General features: G+C 70.7%; 11 protein-coding genes. 7 read left to right on the top strand and 4 right to left on the bottom strand.

The window, feature by feature from the left end; translation table 11 throughout:
• Window positions 1-106 precede the first annotated feature (106 nt).
• Window positions 107-754 carry a TetR/AcrR family transcriptional regulator gene (locus ACFMRZ_RS07365; protein ID WP_280274151.1) on the bottom strand — a complete coding sequence of 216 codons (648 nt, stop codon included), beginning with the start codon at window positions 752-754 and terminating at the stop codon, window positions 107-109.
• A 227-nt stretch (window positions 755-981) separates the two neighbouring features.
• Between ACFMRZ_RS07365 and ACFMRZ_RS07360 the strand changes: the two genes are divergently transcribed.
• Both ACFMRZ_RS07360 and ACFMRZ_RS07355 read left to right on the top strand, forming a co-directional pair.
• Entirely contained in the window at window positions 982-2,409 is a 1,428-nt protein-coding gene (locus ACFMRZ_RS07360) for an NAD(P)/FAD-dependent oxidoreductase (protein ID WP_400178447.1), read from the top strand.
• The gene (locus ACFMRZ_RS07355; RefSeq protein ID WP_400178446.1) at window positions 2,402-4,204 is read left to right on the top strand and encodes an FAD-dependent oxidoreductase; all 1,803 of its coding nucleotides are present in this window, start codon (window positions 2,402-2,404) and stop codon (window positions 4,202-4,204) included. Before ACFMRZ_RS07360 ends, ACFMRZ_RS07355 begins: the two co-directional genes overlap by 8 nt.
• 9 nt (window positions 4,205-4,213) lie before the next feature.
• On the opposite strand, the gene ACFMRZ_RS07350 is transcribed toward ACFMRZ_RS07355, so the two are convergent.
• Both ACFMRZ_RS07350 and ACFMRZ_RS07345 read right to left on the bottom strand, forming a co-directional pair.
• Window positions 4,214-5,842, bottom strand: coding sequence for a hypothetical protein (locus tag ACFMRZ_RS07350; RefSeq protein WP_400178445.1), 1,629 nt, complete (start codon window positions 5,840-5,842; stop codon window positions 4,214-4,216).
• Window positions 5,843-5,844: 2 nt separating this feature from the next.
• A complete protein-coding gene (locus tag ACFMRZ_RS07345; protein WP_280272903.1) occupies window positions 5,845-6,171 on the bottom strand; it encodes a type VII secretion target in 327 nt (108 codons plus the stop codon).
• 213 nt (window positions 6,172-6,384) lie between these two features.
• Here ACFMRZ_RS07345 and ACFMRZ_RS07340 point away from each other — a divergent pair, with 213 nt between their 5' ends.
• The 4 genes from ACFMRZ_RS07340 to ACFMRZ_RS07325 all read left to right on the top strand — a co-directional run bounded on the left by ACFMRZ_RS07340 (window position 6,385) and on the right by ACFMRZ_RS07325 (window position 11,610).
• Window positions 6,385-7,377 (top strand): NAD-dependent epimerase/dehydratase family protein, encoded by a 993-nt coding sequence (locus tag ACFMRZ_RS07340; protein WP_400178444.1) that lies wholly within the window; start codon window positions 6,385-6,387, stop codon window positions 7,375-7,377.
• Between the two features lie 31 nt (window positions 7,378-7,408).
• The gene (locus tag ACFMRZ_RS07335) at window positions 7,409-8,425 is read left to right on the top strand and encodes an Rv2578c family radical SAM protein (RefSeq protein ID WP_400178443.1); all 1,017 of its coding nucleotides are present in this window, start codon (window positions 7,409-7,411) and stop codon (window positions 8,423-8,425) included.
• Between the two features lie 162 nt (window positions 8,426-8,587).
• The gene (locus ACFMRZ_RS07330; protein ID WP_400178442.1) at window positions 8,588-10,531 is read left to right on the top strand and encodes a 2-oxoacid:acceptor oxidoreductase subunit alpha; all 1,944 of its coding nucleotides are present in this window, start codon (window positions 8,588-8,590) and stop codon (window positions 10,529-10,531) included.
• Window positions 10,531-11,610 carry a 2-oxoacid:ferredoxin oxidoreductase subunit beta gene (locus tag ACFMRZ_RS07325; protein ID WP_400178441.1) on the top strand — a complete coding sequence of 360 codons (1,080 nt, stop codon included), beginning with the start codon at window positions 10,531-10,533 and terminating at the stop codon, window positions 11,608-11,610. The genes ACFMRZ_RS07330 and ACFMRZ_RS07325 overlap by 1 nt, the downstream gene beginning before the upstream one ends.
• Before the next feature lie 28 nt (window positions 11,611-11,638).
• Here the strand turns inward: ACFMRZ_RS07325 and ACFMRZ_RS07320 are convergent, their stop codons facing one another.
• Window positions 11,639-12,559, bottom strand: a complete 921-nt coding sequence (locus ACFMRZ_RS07320; protein WP_400178440.1) for a neutral zinc metallopeptidase — start codon at window positions 12,557-12,559, stop codon at window positions 11,639-11,641.
• 165 nt (window positions 12,560-12,724) lie between these two features.
• Between ACFMRZ_RS07320 and aspS the strand changes: the two genes are divergently transcribed.
• A complete protein-coding gene (gene aspS / locus ACFMRZ_RS07315) occupies window positions 12,725-14,509 on the top strand; it encodes an aspartate--tRNA ligase (RefSeq protein ID WP_280272897.1) in 1,785 nt (594 codons plus the stop codon).
• Window positions 14,510-14,571 lie beyond the last annotated feature (62 nt).

The following is a 14,571-nucleotide window of genomic DNA, read 5'->3' as shown; positions in this document are numbered from 1 at the left end:
GCGGTATGTCGACGACTGTGCAGTGGGGTGGAGGTTGAGGGCCGCGGACTGTCGGCCTTCGTCGTCTCTCGCTGTTATGAAACGTGTTCTACTGACTGGGCGCGCGTCAGCCCGCGTCGGGCGAATCGCCGTACACGACCAACCAGATCGCCCGCCCCAGCGCCCGGGCCAGCTCCGTATCGCCGATGCCGGTATCGGCCGAGAACGCCACCGTGATCGAGCGCTCCACCATCGAGGTCAGTACGACGGCCGTGGCCGCGGCATCCAGATCCGCGCTCACCCGGCCCGCGGCGCGATCGGATTCCAGTCGGGCGCGGACCATTTCGCTGAACGTCGCGACCCGGCCGCGCCAGTAGGCGCCGACGTCCCGGTCGTAGGCGGCGACCTCGCTCAAGGCCAGCAGCAGGTAGCGGTGCCGCCGGAACCCGGCGATCATCGCCCCGATCGCGCGCGCCACGCCCGCCTGACGGTCGGTGTGCTCGGTGGTCCACCAGAGTTCCGCGGCTTCGAACAGATCGGCGGTGGCCAGGTCGGCCATCCGGATCAGTAAGCTGCTCTTGTCGGGAAAGTAGCGATAGAACGTCGACCGTGCCGAATTCGAGGCGGCGGCGATCTTCTGCACGGCGATCTCGGTGTACGGCGTGCCCTCGGCGAGCAGTTCCTCCACCGCGACGAGCACCCGCTGTTCGAACTCGGCGCGGCGGTCGTCGGTGGGCTTGCGCGCATGCCTCGGGACTCGGGTCAGTGACGGCATCGGCCGCCCGTCGCCGCGGCGCCGGAACCGTCCGGCGGTTTTCCGTTCGCGCGTGCCATGGGGCCATTGTGCCCGTCCCGCGCCCGGAAATCGCGTCGGCTCGCGGGCCGGGGCGCTGTCCCGGACACCCGGCCCCGCGCCCGGAATCAGGCGTTGACTTTCGGGTGCCGACCGCCGCACTATCGATCGGACACACTGTCCGAGACTGAGTGGCCGAGGCGGTACGTATGGGCGACATTTCCGCTGCGGCGGTGGAACGGGCCGACGTGGTCGTGGTCGGCGCCCGCTGTGCCGGAGCAGCGACCGCGGCCACTCTCGCGCGGGCCGGGCGCACGGTGATCGCCCTGGACAGCGCCCGCTTTCCTTCTGACACGCTCTCGACGCACCTGCTCTGGCCGTCCGGGGTCGCCGAGGTCCGGCGGCTGGGCGCCCTCGGCGCGGTGGCGGACCTCGGCGCGCCACGGCTGACCCGGGCGTACGCCGGGGGCGCCGGGCACCGCATCGCGACGGCGTTCCCGGCCGTCGACGGGATCGACTACGCGATGTGCGTACGCCGGATCGGCCTGGACGATGCCCTGGTCCGCACGGCCGTCGCGGCGGGCGCCGAAATCCGCGAACGATGCCGGGTCACCGACATCGTCTGGGACGGCGAGCGGTGTGCGGGCGTGCGGTACACGGACGCGTCCGGGGCCCTCGCGGAGATCCGGGCCCGCCTCGTCGTCGGGGCCGACGGCCGGCGCAGCACCGTGGCCCGGCTGGTGGGCGCCGAGCGGCCGTTCGCCGAGGCGCCCAGCGGTCGCGACTGCCTGTTCGCCTATTGGCACGACGACGCGACCGGGTGGCGTCGCATCGCCGCCCAGTGGCGCGCGGGTTCGGATCTGGGCACCGCCTTCCCGTGCGACGACGGACTGCTGCTGTGCCTGGTCCAGCCACCGGCCGACCCGGAACGGCGACCCGGCCCGGCCGAACAGCGCTACACCGCGGCCATCGAGCGCATACCCGAACTCGCGGCGCGGCTGGCCGGGTGCGAGCGGGTGGGCCGGGTGCGGTCGGCGACGGGCCTGTCGTCCTACTTCCGGCGGTCGTCGGGACCGGGCTGGGTATTGCCCGGCGACGCCGGGCATTTCAAGGATCCCGTCACCGCACAGGGCATCCGCGACGCCCTGCACTACGGGCGGCTGCTCGGCGAGGCGGTCGCACCGGTCCTGGACGACGCCCCGCGCCTCGATCGGGTGCTGAGCGAGTGGGAGCGGCGGCGGCTGCGCGAATGCCGCGACATCTACCACTGGACCAATCGCCTGGCTCGCGGAGAGGCCCTGCGGCCCTTGGAGATCGAGCTGTACCGCGCCGCGACCCGCGACCCGGCGCTGAGCGAGCTGGTCACCGGAATCTTCTCCCGCACCCGGCGGCCCGCCGAACTCAACGCCCCGGGCCGCTCCGCCCGCCTGGTGCTGAGCGCGCTGTGGCGAGGCCGCCACGATCCCGTGCCCGTGCTCGCCGACGTGGCGCGCCAAGCGCGGGACAACGCCGCCGACTGGTTCACCACGCATACCGCCCTGAGTGCCGGTCCGCTGCAAGACCTTTCGCGGCTCGCGACCCCTACGCCGCTCTCCCTCCGCTCCACCCCAGCCCGTCCAGGAGAAGACCATGACTGATCAGCTGCCGACGACGTCAGCACAGATGAACCGCCGCGCCCTGCTCCGCGGAACCTTGGCCGCGGGAGCGGGACTCGCGTGCGCACCGGCGCTGTCCGGTCCGGCCGCGGCGGCCGCGCCGCGACGGCGTTCGCCGGGGCCACGCTCGGACGGCCGCACCGTGGCGATCTTCGGCGGCGGTATGGCCGGGCTGTCGGCCGCGCACGAACTCGCCGAACGCGCCTACCGGGTGACCGTCTACGAACCCGCGTATCTCGGTGGCAAGGCCCGCAGCATGGGAGTTCCGGGGACCGGTGCGGGCGGCCGCCGAGACCTGCCCGGCGAGCACGGTTTTCGCTTCTTCCCGGGGTGCTACCAGCACGTTCCCGACACCATGCGCCGAATCCCGTTCCCCGGCAACCCGAATGGCGTGCTGGACAACCTGATCCGGGTCGAGGGCACGGTGGCGGGCCTGCGCGGCCGTCCGCCGATCTTCGCGCCGGTGGAGATCGGATCGATCGATCAGCTGACGCCACAGTTGTTGCAGAACACCATTGTCGGCGCGTTCGGGTTCGTTCCCGAGCTGCCGCCGCACGAGCTGGCGTTCTTCGGCAAGCAGATGTTGCTGTGGTTCACCTCCAGCGAGGAACGCCGGTTCGGCCAGTGGGAGTACGTCACCTGGGAGCAGATCATGCACGCCGAGGGCAAGTCCGCGGCGTATCGGGATTACCTGGTCAACGCGCTCACCCGGATCACGGTGGCGGCCAAACCGCACCTGAGTTCGGCCCGCACCATCGGCACCATCGGCGAGGCGCTCGTCCTGGCGGCGACCGGGGCGATACCGCAGTTCTCCGGCGGGGTCGACCGCATCCTGAACCGGCCCACCAATGAGGCGTGGATCGACCCGTGGGTGGCGTATCTGCGGTCGCTCGGCGTCCGTTTCGTGCTGGGCAGCCGGGCGAGCGCACTGCACCTCGGCGGCGGGCGGATCGAGTCGGTGACGGTCACCGACTCCCGCGGCGCGTCGACCCGGGTCGAGGCGGATCACTACATCTGCGCGATGCCCGTGGACAAGGCGGTACCGCTGCTGCACGATCGGATCCTGGAGGCCGACCCGCGACTGGCCGGCATGCGGGAACTGCTCACCGACTGGATGGTCGGCATCCAGTACTTCCTGCGGCGGCCCACCGAGATTCCGCAGGGACACATCGCCGCGCTCGGCTCACCGTGGGCGCTCACCGCGCTACGGCAGGCGCCGATGTGGGTCGGGGACTTCGCGGCGACCTACGGCGACGGCAGCGTCCGGGAATGCCTGTCCGTGGACATCTCCGACTGGGACGCGCCCGGCATTCTGTACGGCCGCAGCGCCAAACACTGTACGGCCGAGGAGATTTCGGCCGAGGTATGGGCGCAGCTGAAGGCATGGCTAAACACCGCGACGGACTGGCTGCACGACGACGACATCCACTCCTGGCATCTGGATCCGGGTGTCAGCTGGTCCGGCGGCGTCGCCGCCAACGAGACGCCGCTGCTGGTGAACACGGTCGGCTCCTACGACCATCGGCCGCCCGCGCAGTGTGCGATCCCGAACCTGTTCTTCGGCGGGGACCACGTGCGCAGCCATATCGATCTGGCGACGATGGAGGGCGCCAACGAGTCCGGGCGTGCGGCCGCCAATGCCGTCCTCGACGCGGCGGACGACCCCGGCCCGCGCGCCGCGGTGTTCCCGCTGGTCGCGCTGCCGGTGTTCGATGCCGCCAAGAAACTCGACGCCGACCGCTTCCGGGCCGGGCTGCCGCACGTGCTGGACGTGTGAGGCCCGCGCCTAGAGCTGGTCCATCTCGTAGTCGTTGATGATCTCGTCGTGGTGGGTCTGGCCGATCACCTCGGGCGTGGTCTCGCCCAGCGGCCCGGTGAGATCGGTGTTGCCCGTGGGGCTCTGGTACGGCTGCACCGTGCGGCCGTGCTCGTCCTCGTTGTTGCGGTTGCCCGCCGCGGCGGCGGGAGCGCCCATGAAACCGGAGCCCATGCCCTGACCGGTGGCGCCGGGCATCCCCGGACCGAACGGCAGGCCGGGAATCCCGCCCGGACGCGCGGCGCCGGGCGTCGACGCGCCCGGTACGCCGGGCTTGGAGCCCGCGACCGCCCCTAGGCCGCCGACCGCACCGCCTGCGCCGCTACCGAATCCGCCGCTGCCCGAACCGGCGTGCGCGCCGTTGCCGCCGAAGGACGAGGCGTGCGTCGAGGCCGAGCCTGCGCCGGTGGCCGAATCGCCGAAGCCCGCGGCCATGGTGTCGGCGCCGGTGCCCGAGACCAGCTGCTGGGCCTGTTCCATGATCGGCTGGCCGATGTTCTGTGCCACCGACTGCGCGACCTCGGCCGGATTCGGGCCGCCGCCGGTGCCCAGAACCTGCTGCACGACACCGGAGAGCTGCCCGGTGTATCCGGCCAGCTCGCCGCGGGTGGCGTTGACGATGGTGACGGCCTGGCCGAGATGCTCGGTGGCGATGCCGATCAGGGTGGCCTGCGCGGGCGGGGTGAAGATGACCGGGGCCAGCGCCGAGGCTTGTGCGGCAAGGGAATTGACGACGGCGGTGAGCTGCACGTTGCCGCGCTGTACCACGCCCGCGGCCTCCTCGGTGAGCTTCGAGATGTCGAACCCGCGCTGGGCGGCGTCCTCACCATGGGCCTGGGTCTGCTGGCCGGCGGTCTGCGCGTTGCGCGCGGCCTGCCCCTGCCAGACCTGGTCGACGCTCTTGAGTGCGCCCTGGCCGATCTGCATCGCGCTCTGGATGACCTGTGAGGACTGGCTCAGCAGCGTGGCCGGGTTGAGCGCGCCCATGACGCCGGTGCCGAAGGAGGACAGCAGATCCTGAAAAGGCTTGAACAACAGGTCGACACCGGGGAGCGCGGGCAGCGCGGCGCCACTCATCAACGCCGCGGCGGGATCCGCGGGCAGCGCGGCGCTCGGTGCGGCCGCGGCGGCGACCGCGGGCGTCGCCGCCTGCTGCACCGCTGACGCGGCGCCACCGAGCCCGCCGGCGGCGGTGTTCACGGCATCGTGCGCGCCCGCGAGCAGGCCCTGGGAATCGGCGCCGAGCGCCGCTCCCGCGTTGTCGATCGTGCCGTGCGCGGCGCCGAGCAGGGGCGAGGAGGGATCGGCGAACCCGGCGGGCTGGATCGCCGAGCCGTCCGGCGCGCCGCCGCCCAGCGCCGGCGCGTGGGGAGCGCCGACCGTCGGCAGGCCGCCGTCCTCGAATTCCTTGCGGGACGGCATGAATGCGGGCGGCTCGGGCGGCGGGACGTCGGCGGGCAGCTGGCCCAGCGGCACGTCCTGGATGGGGCCCTGCTGAGCCGCCGGCGCCAGCAGGGGCTCGACCGGGGACGCGGGCGCGGCCGGGGCGGCGGTGGGCGCGTCGATCACGCCGCTGTCGTGTCCATCGAGTGTGCGCACGGTCAGCCTCCGATCTGGTTGCCGAGCGCGCCGAGGGTGCTGGACCAGGCCGAATCGGTGTCGTCGAAGATCGCGGCCGTGCCGAAGGCCGACTGCCCCAGGTGATTACACTTGTCCGACAGCTCGTTCACGTCTTTGCAGTGCAGGACCTGCGCGGCGGCGAACATGGCCAGATAGTCGGCGCCGATGACGCCGAACACCGGTGTCATGGCGGCCACGTGGCTCACCGCGTCCATATTCCCCGCGGCGGCGATCTGGCCGGCAACGCCCTCGTGTGTCGCGGCGAACGCGCGGACCGCGTCGGTCTCGACAGAGAGATCCTCCGTCATCGAATCTGCCCCCCAATCATCATGATCATCAGCTTGTCGTGAACGTCGGTGCTCGTCTACTGCTGTGCCCCCCGGCGCGTGACCGGCGAGGTCCGGTCCTCAATATAGCCGACCAGCAGGACAGGTTTCGAGCCGACGCGAGCCGCGACCGGGACGGAATGGAACAAACTAGAACTTGTTGCAAATTAGAACGGGTTCTATATCCTCGGTGCCATGAAGGTCGCAGTCACCGGCGCAGCCGGCTTCCTCGGTACGAACCTGCTCCACCAGCTGGTGGACGGCGGTCACCAGGTCACCGCCATTGATCGGGTCCGGCCGGCGGGTGCGCCGGAGCCCGGCGTCACCTGGGTGACCGGCGACGTGCTCGATCCCGAGTCGATGCGGTCGGCGCTCGACGGGGCCGAAATCGTGTATCACCTGGTCGCGGTGATCACCCTCGCGCACCGTAACGACCTGGCATGGCGGGTGAACACCGAGGGCGTGCGGGTGGTCGCCGAGGCCGCTCGCGCGGTCGGGGCGCGGCGGATGGTGCACGCCAGCTCCATTCACGCCTTCAACCAGTACACCTGCGGTGGCCGCATCGATGAGAACTCGCCGCGTTCGGTCGAACCGGATCTGCCGGTCTACGACCGTTCCAAATGGCAGGGCGAGATCGAGCTGCGCAAGGTCATCGATGCCGGACTGGACGCGGTGATCTGCAATCCGACCGGCGTCTACGGCCCGATCGACCACTCCGACTCCCGGATCAACACCACCCTGTGGGACTGCGCGCGCGGGCGGGTGCCGGTGATGATCGGCGGCGGATTCGACCTGGTCGACGTGCGTGACGTGGCGGCCGGGCTGATCCTGGCCGGCGAGCGTGGCCGGACCGGTCAGAACTATCTGCTGACCGGATCCATGCTGACGATGCTCGAGGTGAGCCGGATGGCCGCGGCCGTCAACGGCAAGCGCGGGCCGTCGTTCGCGATCCCGCCCAAGGTGATCTCGGCCGTGCTGCCCGTGCTGGAACCGGCGGCCAAGCTGTTCGGCAGCGACCGGATCTCGAAGGCGGCGATGGGCGCGCTGCTGTCCGCGCCGGTGGTGGACGGCGGCCGGGCGAAGGACGAACTCGGTTACCGGCCGCGCCCGGCGCAGGAGACGGTGCGCGACCTGATCGCCTTCTACCAGGGTGCGTCGCCGCGTCCGGAAGCGCGCAGCATTGCTTGACAGTCGTTAGAACAGATGTTCGACTGGACGGGTGCGATGGCAGAACCAGACTCTCGATGCCGATGACGGGGCGCTCCCCGGCCTCGAGCGCGCTGGTTTCGTGCGCACCGTCCGCACGCCCGAGTTCGAGGGGGTCACCTTCCACGAGGTGCTGTGCAAGAGCGCGCTGAACAAGATGCCGGCGGGCTCCGGGTTGCCGTTCGACTGGACGATCAACCCGATGCGCGGCTGCTCGCACGCCTGCCGGTACTGCTTCGCGCGCGGCAGCCACGAATATCTGGAGCTGGACGCGGGCCGCGATTTCGACAGCCAGATCGTGGTGAAGACGAATATCGTCGCGGTGCTGCGGCGCGAGCTGCGCCGGCGCTCGTGGCAGCGCGACGGCGTGGCGCTGGGCACGAATACCGATCCGTACCAGCGCGCCGAGGGCCGCTACCGGCTGATGCCCGGCATCATCGGCGCGCTGGCCGAGTCGGGCACCCCGTTTTCCATCCTCACCAAGGGCACGCTGCTGCGCCGGGATCTGCCACTGCTCACCCAGGCGGCGCGCGCGGTGCCGGTGAGCGTCGCGGTCTCACTCGCGATTCTCGACCCGGACCTGCATCACGGCCTGGAATCGGGGACGCCGTCGCCGCGCGCCCGGCTCGATCTCATCCGGGCGCTGACCGAGGCCGGTTTCCCGGTGCACGTCATGGTCGCCCCCGTGATCCCGTGCCTGACCGACGGCAGCGCCCACCTCGACGCGCTGTTCGGCGAGATCGCGGCGGCCGGGGCGGCGAACGCGGTCGCGTTCCCGATGCATCTGCGCGGCAGTACCCGCGGCTGGTTCCTGGAATGGCTCGCCACCCACCACCCGGCGCTGTTGCGACGCTACCGGCAGCTGTACCGTCGTGGGGCGTACGTCACACCGGAGTATTCTGCGTGGCTACGCGGCCGGGTCGAGCTGATGCTCGCGCGACACGGGTTGAACCGCGACCGGTCGCCGGACGTTGTACCTCGGTCGGACCCGGCCGCGCGGCCCGATCCGCAGCTGGCGCTGTTCGCCTGACGCACTACCGGTTGGCTCTGCCGAATCATGTTGGACCGCACATAACTCGGGTGTGTCCGGGGTGCGGGGGAGTAACTTGGCCAGTGATACCTCATAACGACGAGGAAGTGATGCGGGCGTATGGCTGACGAAATACGTCGAAGTGACACTGCCGCAGAGCAATTGGCTGCGCCTGCCGCCGCGGGCGGCTCCGGCCGGGCGGCGCCCGAGAAGCTCGAGAAGGTCGTCATCCGCTTCGCCGGCGACTCCGGCGACGGCATGCAGCTGACCGGGGACCGCTTCACCCACGAGGCGGCCGCGTTCGGCAACGACCTTGCCACCATGCCCAATTTCCCCGCCGAGATCCGCGCGCCCCAGGGCACGCTGCCGGGCGTCTCGTCGTTCCAGATCCAGATCGCCGACTACGACATCCTCACCGCCGGCGACCAGCCCGACGTGCTGGTCGCGATGAATCCGGCCGCGCTGAAGGCCAACCTGGAGGAGCTGGCGCGCGGGGCCACCGTCATCGTCAACACCGACGAGTTCACCAAGCGCAACCTGTCCAAGGTCGGCTACGCGGGCGACCCGCTCGCCGACGACACGCTGTCCGATTTCGTCGTGCACCGGGTGGCGATGACGTCGCTGACGCTGGCCGCCACCGAACCGACCGGTATCGGCAAGAAGGACGCGCAGCGCGCCAAGAACATGTTCGCTCTCGGGCTGCTGTCGTGGATGTACGGGCGGCCGATCGGCGGCACCGAGCAGTTCATGCGGGAGAAGTTCGCCGCCAAGCCCGAGATCGCCGAGGCCAACATCCTCGCCTTCCGGGCGGGCTGGAACTACGGCGAGACCACCGAGGCCTTCGCCACCACCTACGACGTGGCGCCCGCGACCCTGTCGCCGGGCACCTACCGGCAGATCACCGGCAACACCGCGCTGGCCTACGGACTGGTGACGGCCGGGCAGCTGTCGGGGCTGCAGGTGTTCCTGGGCACGTATCCGATCACGCCCGCCTCCGACATCCTGCACGAGCTGAGCAAGCACAAGAGTTTCGGCGTCACCACCTTTCAGGCCGAGGACGAGATCGCGGGTATCGGTGCGGCACTGGGCGCTTCGCTCGGCGGTGCGCTGGGTGTCACCAGCACCTCGGGACCGGGTCTGGCGCTCAAGAGCGAGACCATCGGCCTGGCCGTGATGACCGAGCTGCCGCTGCTGATCATCGATGTGCAGCGCGGCGGTCCGTCCACCGGGCTGCCGACCAAGACCGAGCAGGCCGACCTGTTGCAGGCGTTGTACGGGCGCAACGGCGAATCGCCGGTCGCGGTGCTGGCGCCGCGGTCGCCCGCCGACTGCTTCGCGGCCGCGGTGGAGGCCGCGCGCATCGCGCTCACCTACCGCACCCCGGTGCTGCTGCTCTCCGACGGCGCGATCGCCAACGGCTCCGAACCGTGGTCGATTCCGAACGTCGCGGATCTCGCGCCCATCGATCCCGGCTTCGAACCCGAAGCGGGGGAGGCCGAGTCGTTCCAGCCGTACGCCCGCGATCCCGAGACCTTGGCGCGGCCGCTCGCGGTGCCGGGCACGGCGGGGCGCGCGCACCGCATCGGCGGTTTGGAGAAGGCCGACGGCAGCGGCAACATCTCCTACGATCCGGCCAACCACGAACTGATGGTCCGGTTGCGGCAGGCCAAGATCGACGGCATCACGGTGCCCGACCTCGAGGTCGACGACCCGGACGGCCGGGCGGAACTACTGCTGCTCGGCTGGGGCAGTTCCTACGGTCCGATCGGCGAGGCGTGCCGGCGGGCCCGCCGCCGCGGCGTGCCGGTGGCGCAGGCGCATCTGCGCAATCTGAACCCGTTGCCCGCCAACACCGGCGAGGTGCTGCGGCGCTACCGCCGGGTGGTGTGCCCGGAGATGAACGGCGGGCAGCTGGCCACGCTGCTGCGCGCTCGCTACCTGGTCGACGTGCAACCCTGGACGAAGGTCGCCGGTACGGCGTTCTCGGCACAGGAACTCGTCGGCGTCATCGACGCCGCGCTCGACGGCTCCATCGCGGAACTGGAACACGACAAGGCCTTCGCCGCGCGGGCGCGGGCCACGTACTGCAGCACTGGGGGTAAGTGATGACCATCGTCGAAACCTCGCTCGTCGGCGCCGATCTCGGCCTGACCGGACTGTCCGGCGTGCCCGGTGCGGACGGGCCGCAGAAGGCCAAGGACTTCACCTCCGATCAGGAGGTGCGCTGGTGCCCCGGCTGCGGTGACTACGTCATCCTCGCCACAGTGCGCGGGTTCCTGGCGGAGCTGGGCTTGCGCCGCGAGAATCTGATGTTCGTCTCGGGCATCGGCTGCTCCAGCCGGTTCCCCTACTACCTGGACGCCTACGGGATCCACTCGATCCACGGCCGCGCGCCCGCCATCGCCACCGGGCTGGCCGTCACCAGGCCCGATCTCTCGGTGTGGGTGGTGACCGGTGACGGCGACGCGCTGTCCATCGGCGGCAACCACCTGATCCACGCGCTGCGCCGCAATGTGAACATGACGATCCTGCTGTTCAACAACAGGATCTACGGGCTCACCAAGGGCCAGTACTCGCCGACGTCGGAGAGCGGCAAGGTCACCAAGTCGACGCCGATGGGGTCGGTGGACCACCCGTTCAACACGCTGTCGGTGGCGCTGGGCGCCGAGGCGACGTTCGCCGCGCGGGCGCTGGACTCCGACCGCGCCGGGCTGACCGAGGTGCTGCGCGCCGCCGCCGAGCATCGCGGCACCTCGTTCGTGGAGATCCTGCAGGACTGCCCGATCTTCAACGACGGTTCCTTCGACGCGCTGCGCCGCGACACCGCCGAATCCCACCTGATCCGGCTGCGGCACGGGCAGCCCATCCGGTTCGGCGCCGAGAACGAATTCGCGGTGGTGCGTGAGGGTTTCGGCCTCGCGGTGGCACCGGCGGCAGAAGTCGCCGAGACCGACATCGTGGTCCACGACGCCTACTCCGACACTCCCGAATACGCCTACGCCCTGTCCCGCCTCTCGGCCCAGGACCTCTCCCACGTCCCGATCGGCATCTTCCGCAGCGTCACCCGCCCCACCTACGACGACGGCGTCCGCACCCAGCTGACCGCGGCCCGGGAACGGAAACCGGTGGGGGAGAACACCCTTCAGGAACTGCTCACGGGCAAGGAAACCTGGACCGTCGGCTGAGCCGGGCGTAACCCGAGCGCCCGCGGGGTCAGCGTCCGCTCGGGGGATTGTTCAGGTCGGGTGCGGCGAACGTGTCGCATGCTTGGACCTGGCCGGTGCGGTAGCCGGTGAGGAACCACTTCTGGCGCTGGTCGGAGGAGCCGTGGGTCCAGCCCTCGGGGTTGACCCGTCCGGTGGCCGCCTTCTGAATGCGGTCGTCGCCGACGGCCGCGGCCGCGGACAGGGCATCGCGAATGTCGCTGTCGGACAGCGGCTTCAGGAACGGCTGGTTGCTGCCGGGCGCGGGCTGCTTGTCGGCGTAGCTGGCCCACAGGCCCGCGTAGCAGTCGGCCTGCAATTCCAGGCGCACCGAACCGGATTCCGGCCCCTTCGGATCCCGTTGCGCCCGGCCGGAATCGCCGAGCAGGTTCTGGATGTGGTGCCCCACCTCGTGCGCCACCACGTATTCCTGGGCCAGCGGCCCGCCGCTGGAACCGAACTTGTCGACCAGCTCCTGGAAGAAGCTGGTGTCGAAGTAGGCGGTGCGGTCGGCGGGGCAGTAGAACGGCCCGACCGCGCTGGTCGCCTGGCCGCAGCGGGTATTGACCCCGCCGGTGAACAGCGTCACCTTCGGCGGCGAGTACTTCCGGCCCGCCTGCTTCGGCAGCTGCGTCCCCCACACCGCGTCCAGGCTCTGCGTGGTCAGCACCACGCGGCAGTCGACGTACTTGTTCGCGTCGGCGCCGGTCTTGCAGTGCGCCGGCGTCTTCGCGGAGCCCTGCTGCGACGCGTCGCTCCCCGCGCCGGTGAACTGCCCGAGCAGCGACCCGGGATCACCGCCGAACAGCAGCGCCAGCACCAGCACCACGATGCCGCCCGCGCCGCCCCCCAGCGCGAGCTTGCCGCCCATCCCGGGCCCGCCGGAGGAAACCCGATCCGGATCGATCTGCATACCTTCGTTGAAGGTCATCCTCGTCGCCTCTCGCACAGTGTCTGCTGGTGGTCGCGCGCGTCGCGTTCTCAAGCTTGACACGGCCGCGCGGATATCGGTTTCCGGTCGGTGGACGTGTCTAACTACCATGGGGCTGCACCTGGTCACAACGCACCGGTGCATCGAGCCGTCGAAAGGAATCCCGTGCTGCGCACCCACTTGGCCGGCTCGCTGCGAAGCGAGCACGCCGGTCTGACCGTCACCCTCACCGGTTGGGTGGCCCGGCGGCGAGACCACGGTGGCGTGATCTTCATCGATCTGCGCGATGCGTCGGGCGTGGCGCAGGTGGTGTTCCGGGAGGGTGAGCCCGCCGAGCAGTCGCACCGGTTGCGCGCGGAGTACTGCGTCCAGGTCACCGGCGTGGTCGAGCAGCGGCCGGACGGCAGCGAGAACGCGAACCTGCCCACCGGAGCCATCGAGGTCAACGTGACCGAGCTGGTGGTGCTCAACGAGTCCGCGCCGCTGCCGTTCCAGCTCGACGAGCAGCCCGGCGAGGAGACCCGGCTCAAGTACCGCTACCTCGACCTGCGCCGCGAGGGCCCGGCGCACGCCATCCGGCTGCGGTCCAAGGCCAACGCCGCCGCCCGCGAAGTCCTCGACCAGCACGCGTTCATCGAGGTCGAGACGCCGACCATGACGCGGTCGACCCCCGAGGGCGCGCGCGACTTCGTGGTCCCGGCCCGCCTGCAGCCCGGCAAGTTCTACGCGCTGCCGCAGAGCCCGCAGCTGTTCAAGCAGCTGCTCATGGCCTCGGGCGTGGAACGCTACTACCAGATCGCGCGCTGCTACCGCGACGAGGACTTCCGCGCCGACCGCCAGCCCGAGTTCACGCAGCTCGACGTCGAGATGAGCTTCGTGACCCAGGAGGACGTGATCCTGCTGGCCGAGGACATCCTGGTGGCGCTGTGGAAGCTGGTCGGCTACGACATCCCGACCCCGATCCCGCACCTGACCTACGCCGAGTCCATGCGCCGCTACGGTTCGGACAAGCCGGACCTGCGCTTCGGTATCGAGATCACCGAATGCGCGGAGTACTTCGCGGACACGCCGTTCCGCGTCTTCCAGGCGCCCTACGTCGGCGCGGTGGTGATGCCGGGCGGCGCGAGCCAGCCGCGGCGCCAGCTCGACGCCTGGCAGGACTGGGCCAAGCAGCGCGGCGCCCGCGGCCTGGCTTACGTGCTGATCGGCGAGGACGGCACCCTCGGCGGACCCGTCGCGAAGAACCTCAGCGAGGCCGAGCGCGAGGGTCTGGCCAAGCACGTCGGCGCCGAGCCGGGCGACTGCGTCTTCTTCGCCGCCGGTGAGCCCAGGGCGCAGCGGGCGCTGCTGGGCGCGGCGCGCGGCGAGATCGCGCGCCGCTGCGGCCTGATCGACGAGGACGCCTGGGCGTTCGTGTGGATCGTGGACGCGCCGATGTTCGAGCCGGCCGCCGACGCCACCGCGAGCGGCGATGTGGCCCTGGGCCATTCGGCTTGGACCGCGGTGCACCACGCCTTCACCTCGCCCAAGCCGGAGTCGATGGACACCTTCGACACCGATCCGGGCGCGGCGCTGGCCTACGCCTACGACATCGTCTGCAACGGTCACGAGATCGGCGGCGGCAGCATCCGCATCCACCGTCGCGACGTGCAGGAGCGAGTGTTCGACGTGATGGGCATCGGGCACGACGAGGCGCAGGAGAAGTTCGGCTTCCTGCTGGACGCCTTCGCCTACGGCGCCCCGCCGCACGGCGGCATCGCCTTCGGCTGGGACCGCATCACGGCGCTGCTCGCGGGCGTCGACTCGATCCGTGACGTCATCGCGTTCCCGAAGTCCGGTGGCGGGGTCGACCCGCTGACCGACGCCCCGGCCCCGATCACCGCGCAGCAGCGCAAGGAGGCGGGCCTGGACGTGGTGCTCGACGAGAACGGCAACCCGATCAGCGAGTGACCGCGCCTGAGCGGGCATCGGGCAGCCGGAGCCGATAGTCTGCGTCGGCGGCATCGCCCGAT

Origin of the sequence: Nocardia sp. N2S4-5, assembly GCF_044628355.1 — a bacterium.
GTDB lineage: Bacteria > Actinomycetota > Actinomycetes > Mycobacteriales > Mycobacteriaceae > Nocardia > Nocardia wallacei_B.
This window is presented reverse-complemented; position numbering and strand designations above follow the sequence as displayed.

Coding starts and splice junctions, on each gene's coding strand:
- ACFMRZ_RS07365 (WP_280274151.1), bottom strand. CDS start 754: ATGCCGTCACTGACCCGAGTCCCGAGGCATGCGCGCAAGCCCACCGAC.
- ACFMRZ_RS07360 (WP_400178447.1), top strand. CDS start 982: ATGGGCGACATTTCCGCTGCGGCGGTGGAACGGGCCGACGTGGTCGTG.
- ACFMRZ_RS07355 (WP_400178446.1), top strand. CDS start 2,402: ATGACTGATCAGCTGCCGACGACGTCAGCACAGATGAACCGCCGCGCC.
- ACFMRZ_RS07345 (WP_280272903.1), bottom strand. CDS start 6,171: ATGACGGAGGATCTCTCTGTCGAGACCGACGCGGTCCGCGCGTTCGCC.
- ACFMRZ_RS07340 (WP_400178444.1), top strand. CDS start 6,385: ATGAAGGTCGCAGTCACCGGCGCAGCCGGCTTCCTCGGTACGAACCTG.
- ACFMRZ_RS07325 (WP_400178441.1), top strand. CDS start 10,531: ATGACCATCGTCGAAACCTCGCTCGTCGGCGCCGATCTCGGCCTGACC.
- ACFMRZ_RS07320 (WP_400178440.1), bottom strand. CDS start 12,559: ATGACCTTCAACGAAGGTATGCAGATCGATCCGGATCGGGTTTCCTCC.